General features: G+C 38.2%; 27 protein-coding genes. 15 read left to right on the forward strand and 12 right to left on the reverse strand.

Annotated elements, in window-relative coordinates:
* Positions 1-39 precede the first annotated feature (39 nt).
* Entirely contained in the window at positions 40-1,137 is a 1,098-nt protein-coding gene (locus HHO41_RS17125) for an ABC transporter ATP-binding protein (protein WP_169100912.1), read from the reverse strand.
* 130 nt (positions 1,138-1,267) lie between these two features.
* On the reverse strand, positions 1,268-1,480 hold the full coding sequence (locus HHO41_RS17130) for a YheE family protein (RefSeq protein ID WP_169100914.1): 213 nt from the start codon (positions 1,478-1,480) through the stop codon (positions 1,268-1,270).
* Between the two features lie 157 nt (positions 1,481-1,637).
* Between HHO41_RS17130 and HHO41_RS17135 the strand changes: the two genes are divergently transcribed.
* The 4 genes from HHO41_RS17135 to HHO41_RS17155 all read left to right on the forward strand — a co-directional run bounded on the left by HHO41_RS17135 (position 1,638) and on the right by HHO41_RS17155 (position 5,688).
* The gene (locus HHO41_RS17135; RefSeq protein WP_169100916.1) at positions 1,638-1,988 is read left to right on the forward strand and encodes a YlbF/YmcA family competence regulator; all 351 of its coding nucleotides are present in this window, start codon (positions 1,638-1,640) and stop codon (positions 1,986-1,988) included.
* Positions 1,989-2,093: 105 nt separating this feature from the next.
* Positions 2,094-2,960 (forward strand): Cof-type HAD-IIB family hydrolase, encoded by an 867-nt coding sequence (locus HHO41_RS17140; protein WP_169100918.1) that lies wholly within the window; start codon positions 2,094-2,096, stop codon positions 2,958-2,960.
* A gap of 308 nt (positions 2,961-3,268) precedes the next feature.
* Positions 3,269-4,783, forward strand: coding sequence for a coproporphyrinogen III oxidase (locus tag HHO41_RS17150; RefSeq protein WP_481747102.1), 1,515 nt, complete (start codon positions 3,269-3,271; stop codon positions 4,781-4,783).
* Between the two features lie 113 nt (positions 4,784-4,896).
* The gene (locus HHO41_RS17155; protein ID WP_169100922.1) at positions 4,897-5,688 is read left to right on the forward strand and encodes an enoyl-CoA hydratase; all 792 of its coding nucleotides are present in this window, start codon (positions 4,897-4,899) and stop codon (positions 5,686-5,688) included.
* A gap of 45 nt (positions 5,689-5,733) precedes the next feature.
* Here HHO41_RS17155 and HHO41_RS17160 read toward each other — a convergent pair whose 3' ends face one another.
* Entirely contained in the window at positions 5,734-5,919 is a 186-nt protein-coding gene (locus HHO41_RS17160) for a YhzD family protein (protein WP_169100924.1), read from the reverse strand.
* Between the two features lie 144 nt (positions 5,920-6,063).
* Here HHO41_RS17160 and HHO41_RS17165 point away from each other — a divergent pair, with 144 nt between their 5' ends.
* The 5 genes from HHO41_RS17165 (at position 6,064) to HHO41_RS17185 (ending at position 12,879) form a co-directional block, all read left to right on the forward strand.
* Positions 6,064-6,963, forward strand: coding sequence for an ATP-binding cassette domain-containing protein (locus HHO41_RS17165; RefSeq protein ID WP_169100926.1), 900 nt, complete (start codon positions 6,064-6,066; stop codon positions 6,961-6,963).
* Positions 6,956-8,209 (forward strand): ABC transporter permease, encoded by a 1,254-nt coding sequence (locus HHO41_RS17170; RefSeq protein ID WP_169100928.1) that lies wholly within the window; start codon positions 6,956-6,958, stop codon positions 8,207-8,209. Before HHO41_RS17165 ends, HHO41_RS17170 begins: the two co-directional genes overlap by 8 nt.
* A gap of 151 nt (positions 8,210-8,360) precedes the next feature.
* On the forward strand, positions 8,361-9,587 hold the full coding sequence (locus tag HHO41_RS17175) for a metallophosphoesterase family protein (protein WP_169100930.1): 1,227 nt from the start codon (positions 8,361-8,363) through the stop codon (positions 9,585-9,587).
* A 33-nt stretch (positions 9,588-9,620) separates the two neighbouring features.
* Positions 9,621-12,614, forward strand: a complete 2,994-nt coding sequence (locus HHO41_RS17180) for an ATP-binding protein (RefSeq protein ID WP_348981312.1) — start codon at positions 9,621-9,623, stop codon at positions 12,612-12,614.
* 73 nt (positions 12,615-12,687) lie between these two features.
* On the forward strand, positions 12,688-12,879 hold the full coding sequence (locus tag HHO41_RS17185; protein WP_169100932.1) for a sporulation YhaL family protein: 192 nt from the start codon (positions 12,688-12,690) through the stop codon (positions 12,877-12,879).
* A 37-nt stretch (positions 12,880-12,916) separates the two neighbouring features.
* Here HHO41_RS17185 and HHO41_RS17190 read toward each other — a convergent pair whose 3' ends face one another.
* Entirely contained in the window at positions 12,917-13,783 is an 867-nt protein-coding gene (locus HHO41_RS17190; protein WP_169100934.1) for a peptidylprolyl isomerase, read from the reverse strand.
* A gap of 339 nt (positions 13,784-14,122) precedes the next feature.
* On the opposite strand from HHO41_RS17190, the gene HHO41_RS17195 reads away from it, so the two are divergent.
* Together HHO41_RS17195 and HHO41_RS17200 are read left to right on the forward strand one after the other, a co-directional pair.
* The gene (locus HHO41_RS17195; RefSeq protein ID WP_064503397.1) at positions 14,123-14,206 is read left to right on the forward strand and encodes a YjcZ family sporulation protein; all 84 of its coding nucleotides are present in this window, start codon (positions 14,123-14,125) and stop codon (positions 14,204-14,206) included.
* A 59-nt stretch (positions 14,207-14,265) separates the two neighbouring features.
* Positions 14,266-14,361 carry a YjcZ family sporulation protein gene (locus HHO41_RS17200; protein WP_147533113.1) on the forward strand — a complete coding sequence of 32 codons (96 nt, stop codon included), beginning with the start codon at positions 14,266-14,268 and terminating at the stop codon, positions 14,359-14,361.
* A 61-nt stretch (positions 14,362-14,422) separates the two neighbouring features.
* Here the strand turns inward: HHO41_RS17200 and HHO41_RS17205 are convergent, their stop codons facing one another.
* Positions 14,423-14,602 carry a hypothetical protein gene (locus HHO41_RS17205; protein WP_147533354.1) on the reverse strand — a complete coding sequence of 60 codons (180 nt, stop codon included), beginning with the start codon at positions 14,600-14,602 and terminating at the stop codon, positions 14,423-14,425.
* 152 nt (positions 14,603-14,754) lie between these two features.
* Here HHO41_RS17205 and HHO41_RS17210 point away from each other — a divergent pair, with 152 nt between their 5' ends.
* Complete coding sequence (locus tag HHO41_RS17210) at positions 14,755-15,180, forward strand: DUF1878 family protein (RefSeq protein WP_248278519.1); 426 nt, start codon at positions 14,755-14,757, stop codon at positions 15,178-15,180.
* Here the strand turns inward: HHO41_RS17210 and HHO41_RS17215 are convergent, their stop codons facing one another.
* The 4 genes from HHO41_RS17215 to HHO41_RS17230 form a co-directional block, all read right to left on the reverse strand.
* The gene (locus HHO41_RS17215) at positions 15,181-15,813 is read right to left on the reverse strand and encodes an HTH-type transcriptional regulator Hpr (protein ID WP_248278520.1); all 633 of its coding nucleotides are present in this window, start codon (positions 15,811-15,813) and stop codon (positions 15,181-15,183) included.
* Positions 15,814-16,088: 275 nt separating this feature from the next.
* Positions 16,089-16,616 (reverse strand): tryptophan transporter, encoded by a 528-nt coding sequence (locus HHO41_RS17220; protein WP_169100936.1) that lies wholly within the window; start codon positions 16,614-16,616, stop codon positions 16,089-16,091.
* Between the two features lie 198 nt (positions 16,617-16,814).
* Positions 16,815-17,897 (reverse strand): 3-phosphoserine/phosphohydroxythreonine transaminase, encoded by a 1,083-nt coding sequence (gene serC / locus HHO41_RS17225; RefSeq protein WP_169100938.1) that lies wholly within the window; start codon positions 17,895-17,897, stop codon positions 16,815-16,817.
* Positions 17,898-18,043: 146 nt separating this feature from the next.
* Positions 18,044-18,463, reverse strand: coding sequence for an HIT family protein (locus HHO41_RS17230; RefSeq protein WP_169100940.1), 420 nt, complete (start codon positions 18,461-18,463; stop codon positions 18,044-18,046).
* Positions 18,464-19,096: 633 nt separating this feature from the next.
* Between HHO41_RS17230 and HHO41_RS17235 the strand changes: the two genes are divergently transcribed.
* From HHO41_RS17235 to HHO41_RS17245, 3 genes are all read left to right on the forward strand, one after another.
* Entirely contained in the window at positions 19,097-19,837 is a 741-nt protein-coding gene (locus HHO41_RS17235) for an ABC transporter ATP-binding protein (protein WP_169100942.1), read from the forward strand.
* Positions 19,830-21,041: an ABC transporter permease gene (locus HHO41_RS17240; RefSeq protein ID WP_169100944.1), complete on the forward strand. Its 1,212-nt coding sequence runs from the start codon at positions 19,830-19,832 to the stop codon at positions 21,039-21,041. Before HHO41_RS17235 ends, HHO41_RS17240 begins: the two co-directional genes overlap by 8 nt.
* A gap of 67 nt (positions 21,042-21,108) precedes the next feature.
* Positions 21,109-21,825 (forward strand): EcsC family protein, encoded by a 717-nt coding sequence (locus tag HHO41_RS17245; protein ID WP_169100975.1) that lies wholly within the window; start codon positions 21,109-21,111, stop codon positions 21,823-21,825.
* Between the two features lie 25 nt (positions 21,826-21,850).
* Here the strand turns inward: HHO41_RS17245 and HHO41_RS17250 are convergent, their stop codons facing one another.
* From HHO41_RS17250 to HHO41_RS17260, 3 genes are all read right to left on the reverse strand, one after another.
* The gene (locus tag HHO41_RS17250; RefSeq protein ID WP_169100946.1) at positions 21,851-23,023 is read right to left on the reverse strand and encodes a M20 family metallopeptidase; all 1,173 of its coding nucleotides are present in this window, start codon (positions 23,021-23,023) and stop codon (positions 21,851-21,853) included.
* Positions 23,024-23,222: 199 nt separating this feature from the next.
* A complete protein-coding gene (locus tag HHO41_RS17255; RefSeq protein ID WP_169100947.1) occupies positions 23,223-24,596 on the reverse strand; it encodes an ATP-binding protein in 1,374 nt (457 codons plus the stop codon).
* Positions 24,574-25,308 (reverse strand): response regulator transcription factor, encoded by a 735-nt coding sequence (locus HHO41_RS17260; protein ID WP_169100949.1) that lies wholly within the window; start codon positions 25,306-25,308, stop codon positions 24,574-24,576. The genes HHO41_RS17255 and HHO41_RS17260 overlap by 23 nt, the downstream gene beginning before the upstream one ends.
* Between the last annotated feature and the right edge of the window lie 400 nt (positions 25,309-25,708).

The following is a 25,708-nucleotide window of genomic DNA, read 5'->3' on the forward strand; positions in this document are numbered from 1 at the left end:
GGCTCGTCTTAACTTGCGAGCCTGATAATTATGGAGCGATTACCGAATTCTGATTTCTGTTGTTGCATCAAAGAAATGTGATTTGTTCATATCAATTGCTAGTTCAATTTTTTCACCAGGTTTCAAATCGGTTTTGGAATTCAGGCGTGCCACAAAATCCTGACCTTCAATATTAGAATAGACAATTGAATCTGCACCAGTAAATTCAGCAACGTCGATGATTACTGTAATTTTACTGTCGGTTAAGGCATCTATTAAGACGGTTTCATTGTGTATATTTTCCGGACGTGTCCCTAAGATTATCTGTTTACCGACATACCCTTGTTCACGGAGCATGATCATTTTACTTTCAGGAATGGCAAGTTTGATATTGCCGCTGACAAAAAAGTCATCTTCAACCTTGCCGTAGAAGAAATTCATTGCAGGAGAACCAATGAATCCCCCGACAAAAACATTTTCAGGTAGTTGGTAAACTTCTTTTGGAACACCAACTTGTTGAATAATCCCATCCTTCATAACAACCAAGCGAGTTGCCATCGTCATTGCTTCTGTCTGGTCGTGAGTGACATAAATAATGGTTGTTTGAAGACGTTGATGTAGTTTAGCTATTTCGGCACGCATTTGGACACGGAGTTTAGCATCCAGATTCGATAACGGCTCGTCCATCAAGTATACTTTGGCATCACGAACTACTGCACGACCTAAAGCCACTCGTTGTTGCTGGCCGCCTGATAATGCGTTTGGTTTTCGCTTTAAGTATTCGCTGAGGCCGAGAATTTTTGCGGCTTCTTTTACACGTTGATCAATTTTCTCTTTTGGAACCTTCCGAAGCTTAAGACCAAAAGCCATATTATCATACACAGACATATGCGGATACAAAGCATAGTTTTGGAAGACCATCGCAATATCTCGGTCTTTTGCAGGTATATGATTTACCCGTTTTCCATCAATGTAAACATCACCTTTGGATATTTCTTCAAGACCGGCAATCATCCTTAGTGTAGTCGATTTACCACATCCAGATGGTCCAACAAAAACAATAAATTCCCTATCTTGGATATGAAGATTGAAATTAGTGACTGCCGTTGCGTTGTGATCATAAATTTTGTAAACATGCTCTAATTTTAGTTCGGCCAATATTTATTTCCTCCACTCATTTTAAAAAGGAGGGAAGCTGTCGAGTAACCTACAGGCTTTCACCTACATAAAAATAACGTATTAATAAAAAATCACTTTCAATCAATGCTATTAAAACAAATGATACTTATTAATTTTCATAGACGTGGAACAGCATTAATTCATGGATTTGGGCTGTAAGTTTTTCTTCATCTTGGTTTTCGGGTTGTCTGCCTGTCCATTCAATTTTCCCCGCTTGATGATAGATCCCGGTAAAATGCTGTTTCTTGAAATAAAATGAAAATTTCCAACCTGGCAATTGGCTGTTTTGATAAAGTGGTTGAAATTGAAAATGGCTAATCATGTTATCTCCTCCTCATTTTATTATAGGGAGAAGGGTAGGGACAAAGCAAACGGATTGAATTGTCACATTTAAGCGAGAACTACATAGAATTTCTCGCTTTGACCACCATATTTTGTTATAGTGAAAGGGATTGCAATCGACAAAAGGAGAGATTGAAATGGCAGTGAATATTTATGATGCAGCTTATGATTTGGAAAAGGCCATTCGTCAAAGTGATGAATATGCTCGATTACAAAATATGTACCAAGCAGTTTATGCTGATGAGGGAGCGCGTAAAATGTTCGAAGGTTTTCGCGATCTTCAATTAAAACTGCAAGAAAAACAAATGATGGGTCAAGAAATTACTCAACAAGAGATGGATGAAGCTCAAAAGACAGTGGGGTTAGTTCAACAAAATTTAAAAATTGCTCAGCTTATGGAAGCAGAGCAGCAAATGAGCCGAGTGATTGCTGAATTAAATCAAGTGATTATGAAACCTTTAGAAGAACTTTATAGCTCACACCAATAAGAATTGTGTGTCGATAAAAATCAACAGGATCCTAACGTTCTATTTGCCCTTCCCTATTCATACAACTTTATAAGAGCATACATCTATGAATAGGGGGACCAATCAATGATCTACCGCTTACTTGCTTTAAATATTGATGGGACACTTCTACAGTCAAATGGAAAACTACATCGTTCCACTAAGGATGCCATTGGATACGTTTTAGATAAAGGAATTTATGTTACCCTCGTCACATCTCGAAGCTTTCCTTCTGCAAGTAAGGTCGCCAAGGCTTTAAAAATTCCATCGATGCTTGTAACACATCGGGGTGCCTACATCGGAAATACAGTTGATAAGCAGCTTCAAGTCAAAAGGATTTCTGAGGACGTCACGTACGACCTTGTCCGCTTACTGGAAGGATTTGAGTGTCAAATTCGGGTACAGCATGAACGGTTCTCTTTAATTAATAAGACCAAAACCAATCATAATTTGTTGGCCAAGACTGTCTTTAGTTCGGGTGAACCAGTTCTATATGCTCATCAATTTGTTGATAGCATAAGTGAATCACTTGCCAAGCAAAGAATTGCCCCACCAAAAATTGAGGTGAAATTTGAGCATCCTGAAGATTTAAAGGATGCAACTGAAGCGATTTCAAGAATGTTTACCGAAATTGAGATGTTTGTCGCAGGTCCATTAGGCTTGGAATTTGTTCCAACTGGAGCATCGAAGGTAAATGGTTTAATTTACTTAGGTGAATGCCTCGGGATTTCCAGAAAAGAAATGGTTGTAATTGGTGCGGATATTGATGATATTCCGATGATTGAAGCAGCAGGGTTAGGCGTGGCAATGGGAAATGCACCTGTTGCGGTAAAGCAGGCGGCAGATTGGATAACAAGGTCGCAAAATGAACAAGGTGTTGCTTATATGGTAAAGGAACATTTCCGCAAGCAGCATCCAATCTCATTTCTTCGCAAAATGAACATTATTAAATAATTAACGGGCTTTCCGAAAACCATAATGGTCGAGGGAAGCCCTGTTTTTATTTTGGCTGTGTTAAAGCTTAGTGTTAATTTCTTGCAAGTTGATTGGAGTGGAAGGCACGAAGATTCCTGCAGGAGTAGCTGGTATGGGAGACCCCGCAGGCGCGAATGCGCCGAGGAGGCTCCCAACTAGCCCTGCGGAAAGCGAAGTGCCTGCAGCGGAAATCAACATATACGTTTAACACAGCCATTTTATGAATAGTAAGATTTGACCTGTTCATTTTGTCTTTAGTACACTAGAAGTTAGCTTAAGATTGAAAGGTGATTTTTTTGAAACTATCGATACAGGGTGTGAATGATGCAAAACTTCACCGCCCGATTCAATTAATTGCAAATTTATTTTTTGAGGAAGCAGAGTTAAACTTTCAACCTGATTCCAAGCAAGGTTTGAACCTTGTATTTCAAATCAATATAGAAGAAAAACTTGCTGCCTCAGTTGTACTGACAGATGAGACTGGTGCAAACTATTCAAGAACCTATACATCTGAATTGGTTTCAGGTAGTGAGAAGGAACAACTGAAGCAGATTAAGCAAGCCGTATCTAAAGTGCTTTTGACGGTTCTGCAAGATTATACAGGAATTGTCCAAAAATGGGGTATTCTTACAGGGGTACGACCTACGAAGTTAATCCATCGTAAAAATGTCGATGGATTATCAATGGAATTGGCTCATCAGCAATTGAAGCATGAATATTTAATAACTGATGAAAAAATTGACCTGATGGAACGAATCGTTGAACGCCAGCTTGCCGTTGTACCTGATTTATACGAACTGAAAAGTGAGGTAAGCATCTATATTGGCATTCCGTTTTGCCCAACAAAATGTGCATATTGCACGTTTCCAGCATATGCAATTAATGGACGGCAGGGATCAGTCCATTCCTTTTTAGGTGGATTGCATTACGAAATAGATAAGATTGGTCACTGGCTCAAAGAAAATGATGTAAAAATTACCACGGTATATTTTGGTGGAGGAACACCGACAAGTATTTCAGCTGAGGAAATGGATTTACTTTATGAGGAAATGTACCGTTCCTTTCCGGATGTAGAAAAAATCCGGGAAATTACAGTGGAAGCAGGTCGTCCTGATACGATTACTCCGGAAAAAATCAATGTCTTAAAAAAATGGAACATTGATCGGATTAGTATTAATCCGCAATCTTATACGCAGGAAACACTTAAAGCAATCGGACGCCATCACACGGTTGACGAAACGATTGACAAGTTTAAGCTGGCTAGAAACATGGGTATGTCCAATATCAATATGGATTTAATCATCGGTCTCCCTGGGGAGGGTATAGAGCAGTTTATCCATTCTTTGGATCAAACGAAAGAACTAAAGCCGGAATCTGTAACTGTTCATACCCTATCATTCAAGCGAGCCTCTGAAATGACACAAAACAAGCAAAAGTATAAGGTGGCAGATCGTACGGAAGTAGAGGCAATGATGAGCTTAGCTGAACAATGGACTAACATAAATGGCTATGAACCATATTATCTATATCGGCAAAAAAATATTCTCGGCAATTTAGAAAATGTCGGTTACTCCGTTCCAGGGAAAGAGAGTATTTACAACATTATGATTATGGAAGAAATGCAGACGATTATTGGCTTGGGTTGTGGAGCATCCAGTAAATTTGTTGATCCAGTCAGTGGAAAAATAACCCAACTTGCAAATCCAAAGGATCCAAAATCATACAATGAAAGCTTTACTGAATATACTGATAAAAAAATAAACATTTTAAATGAGCTATTTCATAAAAACAGAACCCATTGATTACGGGTTCTGTTTTTTGCAATAATTAGATCTTTTAAGTTTTTCGGAAAATTCTTATCATTTTCGACATTTCCCTTTATAATGGTAGTGGAGAATAAAGGGGGAGAAAAATTATGAGGGAAAATCAAGTTGCTGAAACGGTCAACGTGAACGTTGAAGGTCGTGTTGCCACGATTGAACTGAACAGACCGGAAGCTTTAAATGCCTTGAATAAGGACATTTTAAAAACATTAGCCTGTAAACTGAAAGAAATTAGTATATCAGATGATATCGACATTGTGGTTTTAACTGGAAGCGGAAATGTATTCTCGGCTGGTGGCGATATTAAATCAATGCTAAAGGACATAAATGAAAGTGAATTAACCTCAGTAATGGAAATAATAAGCGAGCTTGTGCTTACTTTATATTGCTTACCTAAGGTGACGATTACGGCAATTAAGGGGGCTGCTGCAGGTCTTGGAATGAGCTTGGCTCTTGCAACAGATTATGTAATGGCAGAAAAATCAAGTAAAGTTGCCATGAACTTTATAAATTTAGGATTAATTCCAGATGGAGGAGCACATTTCTTCCTTGAAAAGCTAGTAGGCGAAGCAAAAGCAAAGCAGATTATTTGGAAAGGTGAAACCATGTCTGCGGAAAAAGCATGGGAACTGGGCCTTATTAACGAAATCGTCGCGGAAGATATAACTGCTGCATTACAAAATAAAATTGACGAATGGCTAGGACAACCACTTCAAGCGATGATAAAAACAAAGAAGATCTTTGCTGACATCAATCGTCCGCACTTATTAAAAGTATTAGAATTTGAGAAGATTGCACAGGTGAAAATGTGGGAAACTGATGACCATAAAGAAGGAATTCAAGCTTTCCTTGATAAACGTCAACCACAATTTACTGGAAAATAATAAAAAAGCAAAGGGCCACTTAACTGAGCTCTTTGCTTTTTCACATTACGGGTGGAATAATAATAATTTCCCTTGTGGTGAAGTACAACGATGCGTTTTATCTAATAGATCTTTTTCTATTAGCAACTGTTCGCCTTGAACTTTTGCCTCTTCGTCACTGTTTGCTTGGAAGGCTTCGTCAATTAGTTTATGACCGTTTGGTTCAAAAGCTGTTAATTTGTAAACTCCCATGAATAGCACTCCTTTACAGACATAGAAATCCGTTTTTTTTATTATTTTTACATATTTCTGAATATTTAGCAAATGTTAAAAATAAAAATGAAACATTTTCACAATCTATTCCGTATAATAGAAGTAAAAAGGAGGGAGAATTTCGTGGACTTACTGTTGAAAAATGTAATAAAACGATTTGGTGAATTTACGGCAGTTGATAATCTATCTTTAAAAATTCCAGGTGGAGAAATGTTCGGTTTCCTTGGTGCCAATGGTGCAGGAAAAACTACGACCTTCAGAATGATATTGGGTCTCCTCGATCCAAATGGTGGTGAAATTATTTGGGGCGGACAACCTATCACATATTCAACTAGTAGTATGATTGGCTATTTGCCCGAAGAAAGGGGTTTATATCCAAAGCTAAAAGTTCGTGAGCAGCTTGTCTATCTTGCTCGATTAAAAGGGATGGACAAACATGAAGCAGGAAAAGAACTAACCAGTTGGCTTGAACGTTTCAAAATACCTGACTACGCAGAAAAGAAAGTAGAAGAGCTCTCAAAGGGTAATCAGCAAAAGATTCAGTTTATTGCTGCAGTTTTACATAAACCGAAATTATTGATTTTGGACGAACCGTTTAGTGGGCTTGACCCAGTGAATGTTGAATTATTAAAATCTGCCGTTCTTAAATTGCGAGATGAAGGGACAACCATTGTTTTCTCAAGTCATCGCATGGAGCATGTAGAGGAAATGTGTGAGCATTTGTGTATATTACAGCGGGGCAAGCCTGTCGTCTCGGGTAATTTGACAGAAATTAAGCGGGCATTTGGAAAGAAGAACATTATTATTCATACTGATGCCACTTTAGATTTTTTAGCTTCCTCACCAGGTGTTACAAAATTCACGCCAACAGCTGAAGGAGTAAGACTACAAGTCGAAGGGGAAATGGTTGCTGATCAAATATTAAAGGAAATTGTCGGCAAAGGCTTTATCCGTAAATTTGAACTAGAAGAACCTTCTTTAAATGATATTTTTATTGAGAAAGTAGGTGCTTCGTATGAATAACTTCTTTATTATTTTGATGCATACATATTTATCGAAGCTTAAAACTAAATCATTTATTGTCACTTCACTTATTACTGTTGCTATCATTGTCGCTTTAACCAATCTGCCCAATATTATTGAATACTTTAATAAGAATGATGTAGAAAAAATTGCTGTAGTCGACGAAACAGACGGTCAGTTGTTTGCGACACTCAAAGCGCAGGTAAAAGCCGTCAATAGTGAATTGAAATTAAATGAATTTGATGGAACACTTTCCGAGGCGGAAAAGGCAGTTGAAAAAGGGACTTACAAAGGTGTGCTTCAGTTAAAGTTGAATGATGGGATGCTTCCAGAGGCAACTTATAAAGCGATGAGCATCACTGATTCGACAACCTCAACTGAGCTGCAAAGCTATGTTCAACAAATTAAAGTATCGATGGCCGCGTCGCAAATTAACCTGAGTCCTGATCAGCTTGCCAAACTTTATGAACCAGTTTCCTTTAAGCAGGTTGCCTTAGAAGAAAATGCGAAAACGGAAAAAGAGCTTACCCAGGCACGTGGCTTAGTCTATGCGTTATTGTTCATCATTTATTTTGCTGTTATCATGTATGCGAATATGATTGCAATGGAGGTTGCAACCGAGAAATCGTCACGGGTAATGGAGATTCTCATCTCCAGTGTCTCTCCAATTAAGCAAATGTTTGCGAAAATATTAGGTGTAGGATTACTAAGTCTAACACAATTGGCATTAATGCTTGTCGTTGGATATTATTCAATTAAGCAAAATAGTGACACATTGCAAGGAGCGTCGTTTGACTTTTTAGGTTTTGGGGATATTCCAATTGCTACGATTGTTTATGGTGTCATCTTCTTTATTTTGGGTTATTTCCTTTATGCAACCTTGGCAGCATTTTTAGGATCCTTGGTTAGCAGAATTGAAGATGTCCAACAAATGATCACACCGATGACACTTCTCGTTGCAGCGGGCTTCATGATGGCAATGTTTGGTTTGGGTCAGCCAGATGCAACGTTTATTAAGGTCACATCGTTTATTCCGTTTTTTGCACCGATGCTGATGTTTCTTCGGGTTGGTATGTTGAATATCCCGATTTGGGAGGCAGGAATTTCGATTGGTATCCTGATATTAACGATTATTGTGTTAGCGATATTTGGGGCAAGAGTATATCGAGGTGGAGTGTTGATGTACGGTAAATCCAATTCCTTTAAAGATATTAAAAAGGCGTTACAGTTGACGAAAAATAAATAGGAAAAAGAACGCTCGCTGTCAATGCCGATTGAACAGCGAGTTTTTTATTTGGAGACAATGTTAGTGAATGATAATCGAACGTGCATTCTGTTTTTGAGGGTGTTAAAATAGAAACAGATACATTTGTGGGAAATGAAATTTGGAGGAATATATGAAGAAAATAACGTTTATCCATGCCGCTGATCTTCATTTAGACAGCCCAATGTCAGGGTTACGGCATTTACCTCAACCTATTTTCAAACGGATTCAAGAAAGCAGCTTTACCGCACTTTCGAAATTAATTGATACAGCCATTGCCGAGCAAGTTGATTTTGTCATCTTTGCCGGGGATATATTTGATGGTGAAAATCGGAGTATTCGGGCCCAATCGCGTTTCCGCAAACAAATAGAAAGACTCGCTTATCATCATATTCCTGTCTTCATTGTTCATGGAAACCATGACCATTTGGACGGTAAGTGGGCGCAAATCCCGCTTCCGCCAAATGCATATATCTTCCCAGGTGAGGTCGAAGTCAAGAATGTACAGTGTAATAATCATACGACAGTTTCTTTATACGGCTTTAGTTATCCCCAACGCCACGTATTTGAAAAAAAAATCGATGAATATGCCAAAACTGGTTCGGCAGACTTTCATATTGGGATTTTACATGGGCACTATGAAGGAAGTAGCGATCATGGGAAGTATGCACCATTTCAATTATCTGATTTACTTGAAAAACAATTTGACTATTGGGCTTTAGGGCATATCCATAAACGTGCCCAGCTTTCTGTAGAGCCCCCTGTTATTTATCCTGGTAATATCCAAGGCCGCCACCCTAAGGAGTCAGGTGAAAAAGGTTGCTATATCGTAACATTGACAGAATATGACAAAAGCTTAGAATTCATCTCTTTGAGCGATATCCTCTGGGGTGAAATTGAGCTTGACGCTTCTAACGCTACAACGATTGCCGACCTTGATCAGTTATGTCGTAATAGCCTTGATTTAACTAGGAAAGAGGGGAAGGGGACGTTGCTGACACTTAAGTTATCAGGTGTCAGTTTAAAAAACGACCAAATTCACTATCTTAAATCAGGTGAGTTATTAGAATCCCTGCAGGATGAGGATCAAGATGATGAATACTCATTCGTTTGGCCAGTTGCAATCGAATTTGAAGAAAAAACAGAATATGTTCGCACCTTGCTTATAAATGAAGCGGATTTTTTTGATGAATTATTTCAAGCAGTTGATACATATGAAAATTGGGATGAAAGTTTATCCTCGCTTTATCAGCATAGTGCAGCGCGCAAGTTTATGACGAGCCTAACAGAGACAGATAAGGAACAGTTAATCATGGAGGTTGAGAAACTGTTGGTTAAATCATTAAAGCAACAAGTTTAGAGAGAGGAGGGAGTAACACTGATTATTCATGAAATTCATATTTATGGTTATGGAAAATTAGAAAATTTCATCGTAAAGGATTTGGATTCATTTACGATTTTTTATGGCGAGAATGAGGCAGGAAAATCGACGATGATGTCATTTATCCATAGTATTCTGTTTGGATTTCCAACCAAAAACCAAACAGAATTGCGTTATGAGCCAAAGCGATTTTCTAAATTTGGCGGGCAATTGGTTGTTACCTTTCCGAGCGGCAAAGCTGTAATCGAACGGGTCAAAGGCAAGGCCACCGGTGATGTCAGCGTCATCTTGGAGGATGGATCTCGAGGTGGTGAAGAATTACTGCAACAGTTGTTGTCGCATATAGACAAAGGACTCTACCAAGCCATTTTTTCTTTTAATCTTCATGGTTTGCAGCATATGCAAGGGTTGAAGAATGAAGACCTGGGCAAATTTCTCTTTTCAACCGGTGCACTAGGAACAGATCGTTTGTTAGCAACAGAGAATGCATTGCAACGTGAACTGGACACCTTATATAAACCGAGTGGAAAAAAACCGTTTCTTAATGAAAAAATTGCTGAAATTAAACAATTACATAAAGAATTGAAACAGGCTGAGCAAGCACAAGATCAATATTGGGGCTATTTGGAGGAAAAAGAGCTACTTGAAAATAAAATCAATACATTCCAGCTCGAACTTGCTAATAAACAGAGCCGCTTAGTGAAGCTTATGGAATGGCGAAGAATACTGCCACTAGTAATTGAGGCAGATGACTTATCGAAGGAAGCCTTGTCGACAGTAGATATTGAATTTCCTGATGGTGGTATTCAAAAGTTGGATGAATTGCAGTGGAGAAGAATCACGATTCACAATAAACTGAATCAGCTTACTACTAAAATAGCTGAATTGAAACTGGAAATCGATCAAACTAAGCCTCAGGATGATATGTTAAAAAGTGAACTAGACATTAACACTGCTGTAGAAAATTTACCACTGTACGAGCAGCTTATACAGGAAGAGAAGCAACTAAACATGCAGCAGAATCAAAAGGAGCAGCAAATTGTTGAAATACAAAATACGCTGCATATGAAAATTGAAGAAGAAGTGGTTTTGAAATGCAATACTAGTTTGTTTATGAAAGAAAGAACATTACAAGCACAGCGGGTGCAGCTCCAGTTAAAAGAGAAGAAGCATCAATTGGATGAACAATTTTATGAAGCCCAAAAAGAGCTGGAACAGATTGAGGATGCTAAGAGTAAAATGAACGCCAAGCTACTTTCAGAACAGGAACGCAGCGAATTATTAGTACAAACAAAACATGTAGAACAGCATGAGATAATCAAACAGGAGCTACTTTCTGTTCAAAATCAACTCAACATGCTAAACCGTTTAGCACAAACTGATTCAAGACAAGCAAAATCAAACGACCAGCAGCAACTTATTGGGAAATGGATATTTATGTTGCTTTTTTTCGGCTTAGCTATTTGGAGCATCTTTTCCGGGCTTTGGTTTGTTACTGCACTTTCTGTGGCGTTACTTTTATATGTATTTATTTTTCAAGGAAGAAAGGTCAAACAGGCTACCAATCAGTTTGAAACTGAAATTGCCAATCTTACTGAAAAACAGACAGCGCTTGAAGCAAAATTGGCCAAGGGTAGGTTCCCGAATTCTGAGGTTGCAAAGCATCAGCTTGAGCTTGATAATGAAACCCGCGAACAGCTTCGCATTCTTAACATCAGATGGGAGCAAAAAAATGATCAATATGAGAAGGTGCTGAATGCATATGAAAAATGGGAGCAGGATGTTCGGAAATCAACGATTAGCCTTGAGGAATTAGGGAGAGAACTTGGTATCCCAAAAGAAATCGCCCATCACTTTATTCATGATGCATTTCTCCTCATTGAAAAATTAAAAAACGTGCTCATTGAAAGAGAAAAGCTCAAGTCCAGGCAGGTATTTATTGCGCAAGAGCTTAGACGAATTGAGGCGAGATTTTCAACGTTGATTCAAAAATTTATTGGTTCTGAGCCAATTCCAATTCATAATGGAGCCTATTTATTAAAGCAAGCGCTAAAGCGTGAACAGGAGAAAGCGATTTTGCACCAGGAGAAGCAGCTGAAGCATAGAGAGTTAGAAGCAGAGATTCAACTGTGTCAGGATGAAAAAATCGGGCTTGATCAAGCGTTTCAACATTTATTTTCGCTTGCAAAAGCCGACAATGAAGCTGATTATCGAAAAAATGCTCAATTGCATAAACGAAAACAAAATGTGGCCGTTAGGCTTGCTGAAATATCTCGACAATTGACCGACTCAGGCATAGACAATGAAGAAAGCTTAACAAGTGACTTTGGCGTTGATGCTGATGAAGTTGCTCAGCAAATTAACATATTAAAGAGCGAACAAGCAACAGCTCAGGATGAAGTATTAGAGATACAGAAACGACTTGCAGAAATTAAGTATCAGATTTCCTTAATTGAGGAAGGAGGTACCTATGCTGAGCTCTTGCATCTCTTTAAGCTCAAGCAAGCTGAATTAAATGAGGAGTCCAAAACTTGGGCAAAGTATGCAATCGCTAAAGATATCCTTAACAATGCAGTCGAACGATACAAAAATGATCGTTTACCGAAGTTGATGGAGCGTGCTCAAAGCTATTTACAAGAATTAACGGGTCAGCAATACATGAAAATTCATGTGCAAAAAGATGGGAGTAGCTTTTTAATTGAAAGCTATGACCATATCTTATTTGAACCGAAAGAACTTAGTCAGGCTACCTCAGAACAAGTATATGTAGCGTTAAGATTAGCTCTAGCAACAACATTGTATGAAAAATACCAATTCCCAATTATCATTGATGATAGCTTTGTGAATTTTGATCATCAACGAACGAAGAAGGTGGTCGATTTACTTTGTGGCCTTAAAGATCATCAAATTCTATTTTTCACTTGCCATCAGCACTTGCTTTCCCATTTTCAAACAGGAAAATTAATCAAGCTGGGAGAAAGAGACCAGAGTTTCATCATAAAATAAATGCATACTTTACACATGTCTAACATATATTGTAGAAAACATTGGACAACCATTTGTTAGAGAGGTGAAGAGTATGACAATTCCAATTTGGGTATATTTTGTAGTTGCAGGGATTATGATTAGTGCATTTATGGCCGTCAAAACAGGAAGAGAAGAGCGGAAGTTCGAGCAGGAAATGATCGAGCGCGAAGGTGATATTTATATGCAGCGTCTTGAGATGGAAAAGGAACAACGTAAAGAAGACGTTCACACAGCGGGATACTAATAAAAAGAAAGGACCTGAAAGCTTCAGGTCCTTTAACTTATTTTGTAGTTGTTGTAGTCCCGTGGGAGATAACACCTTCAAGATCTTTATCTTTAATCTTCACATTAGCTGCTTTAATTTCTTTATCGATTACCTTTTGAATTGTCTCAGAATCTAATTTGGAGACTTTAACCTGGTATTCAACTTCTTTTTTCATATCATTGTAGGATTTCTTTTCTTTCTTATCAGTTAACTGAATAATGTGCCAGCCATTGTCAGTTTTTACCGGTCCGCTGATTTCATCCTTTTTAAGGGCATAGGCAGCTTCTTCAAATTCAGGAACCATTGCTCCAGCTCCAAACCAGCCTAAATCTCCGCCTTTATCCTTTGAGCCAGGATCTGTTGAGTATTCTTTTGCTAAATCTTCAAACTTGGCTCCACCATCAAGCTTAGCCTTCACCTCTTTGGCTTTCTCTTCGCTGTCAACTAAAATATGACGTGCCTTGATTTCTGGTTTTAGTTTTTCATAGTATTCTTTCATTTCTTTTTCGCTTGCCTTTACTTCTTTTAATCCAGCTTTTTCAATTAATAACTGTGGCTTTAATAATTCCTTTAATTCTTTTTCGTCTTTTAAACCATTTTGAGCAAGCAACATTTCAAAATTTGCACCTGCTTGGTCTTTGATTTCATTAACCTTTTTATTTAATTCTTCATCCGTCACTTTATAGTTTTTAGAAAGAACCTTTGTATAAAGCAATTCCTGAAGAGCTGTTTCACCGTATTGATCCTTCATTGCTTCATATAGCTCGTCCTTCGTAATATCTCCCGCATCTGTTTTAACGATAGCCTCTGAACCGCCGCCACTGCAGGCTGATAATCCAATAACCCCAGCCGCTAAGGAAAGGGATAGAATCCATTTTTTCATGTTGAACACTCCTAAATAGTAAATTCTGTGATTTTTTGACCACAGTTTTTACTATAACACAAATTAAAATTAGATAAAAATTATTATCGTAAATCTCTGTGAAAAATCGGAAAAAAATAGGTTTTTTGCTTACCCAAACCTACCCGTTCTACATAGTATAAAGGGAATAGATAATTGGCTGCTTCATCCTTAGGGCATCCCAATTATTTCAAAATGGCATTACCCTCAGGTGTTCATTAAGTGCTATATAGAAAATTAGACATTTTCGGGACACTTGCCTAAACGAAATCGTCCCAACTTGAATAGTATAGGGTAGAAAACCTAAAAGGGGGTGTTAAAATGGGTGCAGGTTACGGTGGCGGCTTTGCGTTAATCGTTGTGTTGTTCATTTTATTAATCATTGTTGGCGCAGCTTGGCTATAATAAAAATTTAATTAACATGGGAACTGCCTATGTTGTAATTTTAAAAGGAGGAATTTAATATGTCCGGAGGTCACGGCGGATTTTACGGCGGAGGGTTTGCCCTTCTTGTGGTTCTTTTCATTCTTTTGATTATCATTGGCGCAGCTTGGCTATAAGCTTTACCATTGAATAAACGAAACGAGCGAGAGGCTGACATTAGGTTAGCCTCTTTATTTATTAGGCAAATAAAATTTCAATATATGAGGTAATCAATAAAATCGTTACTAAAATATTGATGGTTCGGAAAATGGATGGTTGGCGTTCGATGGGTATTTCACGTTGTAAACAAAGTGAATTTGTAAGGGTATTAATATAGAATAGTATAAACACTGCAAGTAAAATAAAAATGGAGATCAACAATGATTCCCTCCCCAGTAAAGATTATCTGATCATTTTTCGGCGGTCAGTTTCCATTATATTTTACATGAATAAATCAAAAAAAGATAGTGTAAATGGTGCCATTCAAACCTACTAGGTAGAGATTACCATTTTCAAGAAATAGGTTGTTAATGAAAAAAATGGGTATTTTATGTTATAACTATAGTGTTGATAGTTTTTTTAAAGATAGAATGTTATTTGCGGGAAATGAGGTATTGTTAATGAACCATGAGGTATTAGTTGAAAGGCTATTGAGGCTTGAATATCATCAAAAGCTCTTATTAAATATGCTTGGAAAGACAAATCAGCAATTCGATATGCTGGTGGTTGAAAAATCATTGAGTGAGGTGGATGTGAAGGCCTTCTTTGAACATTGTGAAAATCTGAGCATTGAACTTAATGAACAAAAAGCGGAAGGATTTGTTCATTTCACTCCGCTTTTTATCAAATTCAAAGATGGCCTTCATCCTAACCTCCGGGCAAGTGATGTCATTCAAGCGTGTCTAACTCAACAATTGTATACCCCTTTGATGGCAGAACTTAGCAAATACTTGTAACTAAACGAACTCTTTTTCTGTAGATGGATCTGATAAAGTATTTGTTGAGTTTTCTGTTTCATTACTAATCTTTGATTCTCGTTTTTTAAGTTTACCGTCTTCCTCTATATAATCCTTCTCAACATTATTAAATGAGCGTTCAAAAATATCCATGAAATCATCGCCATAAATATTCCGTACAATTGCCATCATTTCGATGATGTCTGGAAACTTTCCGTATAGTTCTTTTAATGGCATTGCTCCTGTAAACGTTGCATTTTGAGAAGGATCGTAGTGTTCCATCAATTGAAGAAACATTGCCTCTCCTTCGGGTGTTAACTCAATATACGTGTTTCGTTTATCAGTTTCCTTTTTTGAAAATTTCAAAAGGCCCCTTTCTTCTAATTTTTTTGAAAAATTAAACGCTGTTGATACATGCATCACTCCGAATTTCGCTACATCTGAAATTGAAGCACCATGTAAATGGTAAGCAATCCATAAAATATGGTGCTCATTGATGTTTAAGTCAAAAGGCTTAATCCATTGCTGCCAATCCTTTTCAACTGACTTCCACAGCGCCTTGCTAAGCTGTGCAATCCTTTGACTAAAAAGCATCGCTTCTTTCATTGAATATTGTTTTTCCGCCATCCCCATTTTCACCTACTTTTTATTTCTCTACTGTTATTATGCCAATAAAACAAAAATTAATAAAGTAAATTTGCACAATTTTTTGAAATATTATTCTGCATTTTTTACCTTTATAATCCAATTTTATCGTATGGCTAATAATTTAAATTTTCACACTATATTAAACTTCGTTCTTTATAAAGAAATTCCTGCTTTTTAGATAAAGATTTTCAAGAATGTGGTAATAACTTTGCCCTGCACAAAAAAAGAACTCGTTTGAGAACGAGTTCTTAACATGAGCGTTATACATTTAGTGCTGGATTCGCTATTTTTGTTCGTTTTACGATAGATTTTGCAATCGGGTACAGAATGACCATCGCTATAGTATTAAAAGCTGCGGCTGGAAGGACAACTGCGGCAAATAAACCAACAAAAGGACCAGGCAAACCGACGATGAAATAAGCTGAACCTAAAAAGACAAGGCCGCTAATAAGTGTACCGATTACAGTTAATACCCCGATACCTACGATTGTATGTCTAAATTTCCCGAAAGCAAGCAGTAATCCAAATACTGCAAAGGATGTCACTGCCTTATCAATAATGTTGGGGAATAACCCGCCTGGGAATGTTGTTGTAAGACCTGAAATAATTCCAGTCACAAGTCCTAATAATAATACGCTCTTTTTCTCAGGAAAAAGGATAATGCCTAGAAACATCATCGTTAGCATCATATCAGGTTTCATTCCAAGGAAAAATCCAGGAATGACCGTATGAAGTACAGCTCCCATCCCCACCAATAATGACAGTGCAACAAGGTTTTTCGTATTCAATTCTCATCTCTCCTCAACTATTCTAAACTATTATTTTAAAGTCTCTCCTACAGTGCACTCATTGCCTGCAGCGAAAAACTTTAAATTATTATAGCATACTATGATAATAAAATGAAAGAGAAAATGCCCCTTATTGACTGACAATAATCAATAAAGGGGCATACAAAGATTTAAGTGTAAACTTAAATACGTTTGATATTAATAATTTTGCTGAAATGATTTCATGAATTCAACAAGTGCTTGAACATGCTCTAATGGTACTGCGTTGTAGATAGATGCGCGGCAACCACCGACTGAACGGTGACCAGCAAGACCAACAAAGCCTTGTTCTTTAGCTTGAGCTAAGAATGCTTTTGTAGCTTCTTCTGATGGTAATGTGAATGTAACGTTCATAGTTGAACGGCTGTCTGGTGTTGCATGACCTTTATAAAAACCATTGCTACCGTCAATGACATCATATAGCAGTTTTGCTTTTTCGGCATTGATTTTTTCAATTGCTTCGATACCACCATGTGAATCAACATGTTCTAACACTAAAGATAGAAGGTAGATAGCTAATGTTGGCGGTGTGTTATAAAGCGAATTGTTTCCTGCATGTGTTTTGTAGTCAAGCATAGTTGGTACGCTATCTGGTGCTTGTCCAATTAAATCTTTACGAATGATCACGACTGTAACACCAGAAGGACCAAGATTTTTCTGTGCTCCTGCATAGATTAAGCCGAATTTATTGACATCGATTGGTTTGCACAAAATATCACTAGACATATCTGCGATCAAAGGTGCGCCGACAACCTCAGGAAATGATTGCCATTGTGTCCCGAAAATTGTGTTGTTGCTAGTAATATGCAAGTAAGCAGCATCACTATCAAGTTCAATTTTGTCAGAAGTTGGAATGGTTGTGTAGTTTTGATCCTTACCAGTAGCTAATACAGCAGTTTGACCAACTTTTTTTGCCTCTTTTAAAGCTTTTTCCGACCATGCTCCAGTTAATACATATTGGCCGACTTTGCCTTCGGTTAGGAGGTTCATCGGAATCATTGAGAATTGGGTGCTTGCGCCACCTTGTAAAAATAAAATCTCGTATTCATCAGAAATGTTAAGCAACTTACGAAGCAGGGCAATTGCTTTGTTATGTACCATTTCATAATCTTTGCTGCGGTGACTAAGTTCCATCACATTCATACCGGTTCCGTTAAAATCAAACCATTCCTCTTGGGCTTTTTGCAAAACCTCTAGAGGTAAAGTAGCAGGGCCCGCATTAAAATTGTATGCGCGTTTCATATTTATTCCTCCTAAAATAATTGAATTTTTGACATTTTTCATGGTCTTATCGTACCAAAAATAAAGAATGTTCGTCATTAGAAAATTGCAACTTTTCTCAAAAAAAGAAAATAGACTCCGAATTGGCGCGAAGTCTACGGTTGTAATTACAAATGTTTTCCAATATTAGCAGCCATTGTTTGGAAATCTTCTGGACTGTACTCATCATGATGTGTTTTCCAAACCGCACCAAATCCGTCGCCCTTACCATAGCGTGGAATGAGGTGGATATGATAATGGAAAACCTCCTGACCAGCTGCTTTTCCATTGTTGTTGAGCAGGTTTAATCCGCTAGGCTCAAACTCTTGTTTTAAGGCATTGGAGATAGCGGGAATCGCAGCAAAGATATGTTTAGCAATTTCCGGAGTTAATTCAAAAATATTTTCCTTATGTACTTTAGGGATAACCAGCGTATGGCCCTTTGTAACTTGACCAATATCAAGAAATGCAAGGACATGTTCATTTTCAAAAACTTTTGCGGAAGGAATTTCCCCATTTACGATTTTACAAAAAATACAATCGCTCATCCATTTCACCCTTTCGAAAAAATATCTCTTTTCTAAATATTTTAGCATACAATTTCTCGGGACAAAAATAGGAAAGACAGGATCCAAACGGATTCCTGTCTCCTGAAGGGGGATATTTCATTACTCGTCTATTTCAGGTACTTTTCTGCGATAAACACCTCATTTATTTATTAAAAATAAAAGATAAGTGTTTCAAGTGGGCTATTTACGTTGTTCAAAGTGACCATCCCCTAATCATAATAAATTATCACAACTTATTATTTGGACTGATGATCTTATCTTTAACAAACACCTCATTTGTTAAGTTAAATTAACTGCACAAATTCAAATGGTGTATTGACGTAAATTCATATACATTTTGCAATGTAATCATCCCCTGATTTGCAAAATCAATCCTGAGCTTAACGGAAGTAAATGAACGGGTCTTTAACAACCACCTCATTCGACTTATGGAATTTTAAAACCATAATGAATGTTTACCCCTTCGAAAATTATCATGTCCCAATTTGAAACGATATATTCATTTGATTGAAAAAAAATAAAAAGTTTCGCTTTACTTGGGTGACTTCTCGGTTTGGAAAGACCATGAACTTTGGTAAAATGAACATATCTGACAAGGGAAGGGCGTTATCTATGTCTTTACTCAAAATTGAAAATGTGACCGGCGGTTATACCCGAAATCCGGTTTTGAAAAATGTATCATTTGAAGTGGATAAGCAAGAGCTTGTGGGCTTAATCGGCTTAAATGGAGCTGGGAAAAGTACGACGATTAAGCATGTAATCGGTTTGATGGAGCCTCAAAGTGGAAAAATCACGATCAATGGTCGAAGCTTTGATGAGGATAAGGAAGCATATCGCAAACAATTTAGTTTTGTCCCTGAAACGCCGATTCTTTATGAGGAATTAACGCTTGAGGAGCATTTAAAACTGACGGCGATGGCTTATGGTTTGGATGAGGTAACTTATCAAGAAAGAAAGAATTTTTTACTGGAAGAGTTTCGCATGAAAAAACGGCTGAAATGGTTTCCGACCCATTTTTCCAAGGGCATGAAGCAAAAGGTTATGATTATGTGTGCGTTTCTCGTTCAGCCTGATTTGTATATTGTCGATGAACCGTTTGTCGGTCTTGATCCGCTTGGTATTCAGTCCCTGCTTGATTTAATGAACAAGATGAAAGAAACTGGGGCAGGGATTCTCATGTCGACGCATATATTAGCAACGGCAGAGCGTTATTGTGACCGGTTTATTATTTTACATAATGGAACAGTTAAGGCAGAAGGCACTCTTGACGAACTTCGTGAGCAGTTTAGTATGCCGAATGCAACCCTTGATGATTTATACATTCAACTGACAAAGGAAGAAGACTATGTTTGATGAAAGCAAATTGTGGAAGGAGCGGTTTGGTCAGTTCACGAAAGAACTTGCTCGCTATCTACGCTATATTTTTAATGGTCATCTTGTCGTAGTACTGTTGTTTTTGCTCGGGACAGGGGCATACTACTATGATCAATTTGTTGAAACGCTTCGCCCAGACTTTCCGGCAGCATGGATTATGGCGCTCGTTTTAGGGTTGTTGTTAACGTTAAGTCCAATTTTTACGTTTTTTTTGGAAGCAGATAAAATTTTCCTATTACCGCTAGAAACGAAGCTCGGCTCTTATTTTAAAAGGTCACTGATTGTCAGCTTTGTCATTCAGCTCTATTTACTGTTAATGTTCCTAGCGTTGTTTATGCCGATGTATGTCCAAGTATATCAAGAAAGCTTTAAGTCCTTTTTTACATTTTTAGTGTTGTTAGCTGTCATGAAGGTTTGGAATCTTTTGTCACGCTGGCAAGTTCAATACCATGTATCGGAACAGCTCCATGCTTTTGATTTTGTTGCGCGCTTTGTGCTGAATGGTTTGTTTGTTTATTTTATGTTAAGAAATCAATTTGTTTTGATGGTTGTGATGTTGGTCCTCGTGATTGGTCTGTACGTTTATTGGCGTGGGCAAACAAAGAACCGCAGCTTAAAATGGGAGTTTCTAATTGATTTAGAAGAAAAACGAATGACTTCATTTTATCGTATCGCTAATCTGTTTACTGATGTGCCGAAATTAAAAGATCGCGTCAAGCGCCGCAGGGCTCTTGATTGGATGCTCAATTGGATTTCACTGCGCCAAGACAATACGTATTTGTTTTTGTATATGACGGCGTTTGTAAGAGCAGGGGATTATTTAGGTCTAGTGCTGCGTTTAACTATAATTGGGGCAATCGCACTGGTTTTGGTTCATTTCGGAATTGGCCAAGTCTTGATTGTCTTGATTTTCCTATATTTAACTGGATTCCAGCTGTTGCCGCTTGCCAACCATCACCAAAACAAAATATGGGTGATGCTTTATCCTGTTCAGGATGCATCAAAGCAAAAGTCGTTTCAACAGTTGCTATTGGCTGTATTGTTGTTTGAAACAGTAGTATTCTTCATCACGTTAATGGTGATGGGTGCATATTTATATAGCTTTATCAGTTTTGGTGCTGGGATAGCATTTAGCTTCTATTTTGTTTATGGCTACAGCAAAATTCGACTGAAGAAAATTTAGTCATGTTTTGATTCCCCCTTTGAAACTTTCACCTCTGTTAGTCGTAAATTATAGAGGGTGATGAATGATGAATGAATACGATATAAAAATAAATCAAGAGGTTCAGGAATGGAAACGGAGACTGCAAAAGCGCTCATCCATTCTGAGCCGCGTTTCGAAAAGGGCTCAAACAAAGGTAAATGAAATGATTCCGGAAAAGGTACACCAAGTCGTAACGGAGAGTATGAAGGGACTTGTTAAAGCAACCTTAGTCGGTTCAGATTTTACAACAAAAAAAGGGCGTAGCGAGGGGCTTAGTCTTGCGGAAATGGATGCTGAAATGGGGAAGAAGCTCGAGACGTTTAGAAAAACAGCAATGCTTGAAGGAGCAGGGACAGGTGCTGGGGGAATTCTGTGGGGGCTTGCTGATTTCCCGTTATTACTAACGATTAAAATGAAGTTTTTATTCGAAGCAGCTGCGATTTATGGACTTGATACAAGCAAGTATGAAGAGAGGTTATTTCTCCTTTATATATTCCAATTGGCGTTTTCAAGCGATGATACTCGTAGGGAAACCCTGGAGATAATTGAACATTGGGATGAAGAAAAAGAGCGACTCAGAGAGTTAGATTGGCGTCAATTTCAGCAAGAATACCGAGATTATATTGATTTTGTCAAAATGCTTCAGCTTGTACCAGGGATTGGCTTAGTTGTTGGCGCGGTAGCAAACTATCGTTTACTTGATCAATTAGGTGAAACAGCGATGAATGCGTTTCGATTACGAATATTAAAAAATCCCACGTAAACTCTCGTGGGATTTTTTGCAGTCATTATGACGATTTTTGATAGTTAATCGCAACAGTAGCTAGTGTTTTTGCGGCGATAAGCATGGCACGTTCATCGATATCAAAACGTGGATGATGGTGTGGAAATGCATCAGACGAACCGGCTCCAGTAAAAAAGAAGCAGCCTTTAACCTTTTCTAAATAATAGGCAAAATCCTCACCGCCCATATGGGGCTCAGTTTGGGCTTCCACTATTTCCACTCCAAGCACAGTTTGAGCACAATCTATTAAAAATTCTGTTTCATCCTTGTGGTTTACAAGGGCTGGATAGCCTCGTTCAAAAACATACTCATATCCACAATCATTTGTTAAACAAGTTCCTTTAGTTATCCGCTCGATTTCTGTTTCAATCATTTGGCGTGTTTCTTCTTTAAAAGTTCGAACCGTCCCGATAAGTTTTGCTTTATCAGCGATGACATTAAAGGCATTATCGGCGACAAATGAGCCGATAGTTACGACGGCAGAATCAATGGGATTAACCTTACGACTGACGATTTGTTGAAGATTAACAACAAGCTGAGCTGCGGTTACGAGCGCATCTTTCGTCTTTTGAGGTTGGGCACCATGACCACCCTTGCCTTTAACCGTAATTTCAAAGCGATCGGCAGCAGCCATGATCGGGCCAACACGTGATTGAATGGTTCCGATCGGTGTAGTTGCCCATAAATGCGTCCCGAAGATAGCATCGACGCCATCAAGACACCCCGCCTCAATCATTGGTTTTGCTCCACCAGGTGTATATTCCTCGGCATGCTGATGAATCATGACGTATGTTCCTTCTAACTCTGCACGCATTTCATGGAGACTTTTCGCCAGAACTAGCAAAGTAGCTGTATGTCCATCATGACCGCACGCGTGCATGACACCAGGAACCTTTGACTTATATGGAACATCTTTTTCGTCTTGAATCGGCAATGCATCAAAATCGGCCCGAAGCGCAATCGTTCGTCCAGGTTTGGCCCCGTATATCTTTGCCACGACCCCATTACCGCCTATCTTACCTTGTACTTCAATACCTAGTGTTTCATAGTACTTTTGGATGAAATTTGCTGTCTCTGTTTCCTGAAACGATAACTCAGGGTGCTGATGGAGGTAGCGACGAATCGATACCATTTCCGAGTAGTTATTTTGTAATTTCGTATAAAGTTCCTCTAACATCTACAACGCTCCTTTTTAAATCATACAGTTATTCTGTTATCTGATTTTTATGATAATTATAACATTGTGGGTAGAGAACAACTGCCTAGAGACTCGTAATTGATTAAAATATGTGAAAATAGCTGACCATTTGAGCTTGTTGGATAAGTTCAAGCGGTCAGCTATTTTATTTAGTCGAATTCGAAACAGGGTACCGGGTTTATTTTAAAGGAAATAAAATTGTGAAAGTCGATCCTTTATCTAGTTCGCTTTCAACTGTGATAGTTCCTTTGTGTGCTTCAACCAATGCCTTTACGATTGATAGACCAACTCCGACACCACCTGTTTTGCGGGCGCGAGATTTATCGCCTCGATAAAATCGTTCGAAAATATGAGGGAGGTCTTGTGCAGCAATCCCAATTCCCTGATCCTGGATTGTGAATCCACCCATGCTTTTGTCTTTTAAGGCCGAAATCGTTACGGTTCCGCCCTCTGGTGTATATTTCAGAGCATTATTGACGACATTCGTGAGAATCTGTGTCACTTTATCTAAATCACCGTTAAAGGTAATCTTTTCTTCGGGTAAGTTGATGATTAAATCGACGCCCTTTTCTTTAAAAATAGGCGTTTGCAGTTGCTGAATCGATGCAACCATTTTTCCAGCTTCTAGCTCTGTTTTATTTAAACGAATTTGCGGGTTCTCAGCTGCTAACAGTTTTTCTAACTCATTGACGAGGCGAACGAGTCGCATTAATTCGCTATGGCTTTGTTGAAGCCGCTCAGGCGTTGGTTCCCAAATGCCATCCTGAAATGCTTCAATTTGGCTGCGCAATGTTGCGAGCGGTGTTCTTAACTCATGGGCAAGGTCGCCGGTAAATTCTTTACGGAGGCGTTCTTCTTTTTCTAAGGACATTGCCAGTTCATTAAAAGCAAATCCGAGTTGCTTCATTTCTTCAGATAAATTATCTAGGGGAACCCTTACGTTTTGTTTATGCTTGGTTAATTCTTCTACCGCTGCAGATAAACTGTTCAAACCAGAAGTTAGTCGTTTTGAGAACAGCATACTAAACGCTAATGCGAGAATGATGGTAATGACCACCGCAATCAAAAGGTATTTCTGAATCGTTTGCAGGAAGACGGATTCACTATCGACAAATCCTTTTGGGTAATAAACCTTAAGCAGTCCAATCGTGTTTCCATCCACTTTAATTAGCTCTGATGCTGTTTGCCAAGTTTCATCCTGATAAGGATTCATTCTCAGTTCATTATCAGAAGGAATTTCATCCTTACTTATTGAAGTGGAATCAATAAGGAGGATTTCGTCAGGTGTATATATTTTATAAAAGAGGCGATCGGTTGTACCTTGCTGATAGAGGAGCTGGGTGACACGCTCTCCTGTAAAGGTTCGATTTTCTTTGTATTCGAGCTTTAATGCCTTTACTAATTGATTGATTCTTTCGTTGCGGTCTTCATTGATATAATGGTTAAAACTCGCTTCAAAGCCCCATTGAATGCTAAAGCTTACAATTAAGATTCCTGATAGTGAGACTAATAAAAAGTAAAAGAGAATTTTAGCGCGAAGAGTTTTTAGCATCCGCTGCTCCTCCAAATTTATAACCCATTCCAAACACCGTTAAAATATATTTTGGGTCACGTGGGTCTGCCTCAATTTTTTTACGCAGATTTTTAATGTGTGTATCAATACTGCGTTCATAGCCTTCGTAGGACATACCATCCTCTTGAATTTTCTCAAGTAAATCCATGCGGCTATACACACGCCCAGGGTATTTTGCCATATTGGATAACAATTTATATTCGATTGGTGTTACGTTGACAATTGTGTCTTGGAAGAGGATTTCCTTTTTGGTTAAATCGAGAACAAGCTCGCCTTGGTTATAAGTAAGGATATCAGCTTGTGGTTCAGGTGCAGCTTGTCCTTGTTTATTGGTTCTTCTTAATATCGCTTGAATTCTCACAACGACTTCTTTAGGGCTAAACGGTTTTGTCACATAGTCATCGGCACCGATGACGATTCCATTAATCCGATCATCTTCGCCTGATTTTGCGGTCAGCATGAGGATGGGTACGTCTGACTCTTTCCGAAGAAGACGACATATTTCCTCACCGGAGATATCGGGTAGCATTAAATCTAAAACAATTAAATCAGGTTTGACAGAGTCCGCCTTTCGGAGGGCGTCAACGCCATTATCTGATGTGACTACTTTATATCCTTCTTTCAGTAGATAGGCTTCAAGTACTTCGACAATCATTCTTTCATCGTCTACTAGTAAGATGGTCGTTTCCATGCTGATCTCTCCTTATACAACGTATCTTATCATTGTTGCTATATGAAAAAATAATCTTCATAACTTCCACATAACTTCCACATAAGTTCTACATACGATATTTATATTATATATTCAAGAGGAAGAGGTGAATGGTCGCAAAAAGTAAAAATTAGCGAACAAACAAGCTTTCCAATCTAAAAATATTGAAAAATCCTTAAATTAATCATATTGCTCAAAAAAGCTCAAAAAACCTCCCTTTTATTATAAATTGCATTGCATGATTGTATTAAAAGGTCATAAAACTCCCATAACATATAGAAAAGCTAGCCGCATTGGGCTAGCTTCTTTTTTTGCTTTAAAGCGCTGGGGGACAGTCCCCCACTTCGCTAAAGCATTACTGCGCTGGGGGACTGTCCCC

It is taken from the genome of Bacillus sp. DNRA2 (assembly GCF_012843265.1).
Taxonomy (GTDB): Bacteria; Bacillota; Bacilli; order Bacillales; family Cytobacillaceae; genus Bacillus_BU.

Excerpts from the sequence above, each read along its gene's own strand:
- HHO41_RS17140 (WP_169100918.1), top strand. The coding sequence starts at position 2,094 with ATGATCTACCGCTTACTTGCTTTAAATATTGATGGGACACTTCTACAG.
- HHO41_RS17175 (WP_169100930.1), top strand. The coding sequence starts at position 8,361 with ATGAAGAAAATAACGTTTATCCATGCCGCTGATCTTCATTTAGACAGC.
- HHO41_RS17255 (WP_169100947.1), bottom strand. The coding sequence starts at position 24,596 with ATGCTAAAAACTCTTCGCGCTAAAATTCTCTTTTACTTTTTATTAGTC.
- HHO41_RS17155 (WP_169100922.1), top strand. The coding sequence starts at position 4,897 with ATGAGGGAAAATCAAGTTGCTGAAACGGTCAACGTGAACGTTGAAGGT.
- HHO41_RS17230 (WP_169100940.1), bottom strand. The coding sequence starts at position 18,463 with ATGAGCGATTGTATTTTTTGTAAAATCGTAAATGGGGAAATTCCTTCC.
- HHO41_RS17250 (WP_169100946.1), bottom strand. The coding sequence starts at position 23,023 with ATGTTAGAGGAACTTTATACGAAATTACAAAATAACTACTCGGAAATG.
- HHO41_RS17235 (WP_169100942.1), top strand. The coding sequence starts at position 19,097 with ATGTCTTTACTCAAAATTGAAAATGTGACCGGCGGTTATACCCGAAAT.
- HHO41_RS17240 (WP_169100944.1), top strand. The coding sequence starts at position 19,830 with ATGTTTGATGAAAGCAAATTGTGGAAGGAGCGGTTTGGTCAGTTCACG.
- HHO41_RS17215 (WP_248278520.1), bottom strand. The coding sequence starts at position 15,813 with ATGGGGATGGCGGAAAAACAATATTCAATGAAAGAAGCGATGCTTTTT.
- HHO41_RS17195 (WP_064503397.1), top strand. The coding sequence starts at position 14,123 with ATGGGTGCAGGTTACGGTGGCGGCTTTGCGTTAATCGTTGTGTTGTTC.
- HHO41_RS17190 (WP_169100934.1), bottom strand. The coding sequence starts at position 13,783 with ATGAAAAAATGGATTCTATCCCTTTCCTTAGCGGCTGGGGTTATTGGA.
- HHO41_RS17135 (WP_169100916.1), top strand. The coding sequence starts at position 1,638 with ATGGCAGTGAATATTTATGATGCAGCTTATGATTTGGAAAAGGCCATT.
- HHO41_RS17200 (WP_147533113.1), top strand. The coding sequence starts at position 14,266 with ATGTCCGGAGGTCACGGCGGATTTTACGGCGGAGGGTTTGCCCTTCTT.
- HHO41_RS17245 (WP_169100975.1), top strand. The coding sequence starts at position 21,109 with ATGAATGAATACGATATAAAAATAAATCAAGAGGTTCAGGAATGGAAA.
- HHO41_RS17210 (WP_248278519.1), top strand. The coding sequence starts at position 14,755 with ATGAAAAAAATGGGTATTTTATGTTATAACTATAGTGTTGATAGTTTT.
- HHO41_RS17260 (WP_169100949.1), bottom strand. The coding sequence starts at position 25,308 with ATGGAAACGACCATCTTACTAGTAGACGATGAAAGAATGATTGTCGAA.
- HHO41_RS17185 (WP_169100932.1), top strand. The coding sequence starts at position 12,688 with ATGACAATTCCAATTTGGGTATATTTTGTAGTTGCAGGGATTATGATT.
- serC (WP_169100938.1), bottom strand. The coding sequence starts at position 17,897 with ATGAAACGCGCATACAATTTTAATGCGGGCCCTGCTACTTTACCTCTA.
- HHO41_RS17130 (WP_169100914.1), bottom strand. The coding sequence starts at position 1,480 with ATGATTAGCCATTTTCAATTTCAACCACTTTATCAAAACAGCCAATTG.
- HHO41_RS17170 (WP_169100928.1), top strand. The coding sequence starts at position 6,956 with ATGAATAACTTCTTTATTATTTTGATGCATACATATTTATCGAAGCTT.
- HHO41_RS17160 (WP_169100924.1), bottom strand. The coding sequence starts at position 5,919 with ATGGGAGTTTACAAATTAACAGCTTTTGAACCAAACGGTCATAAACTA.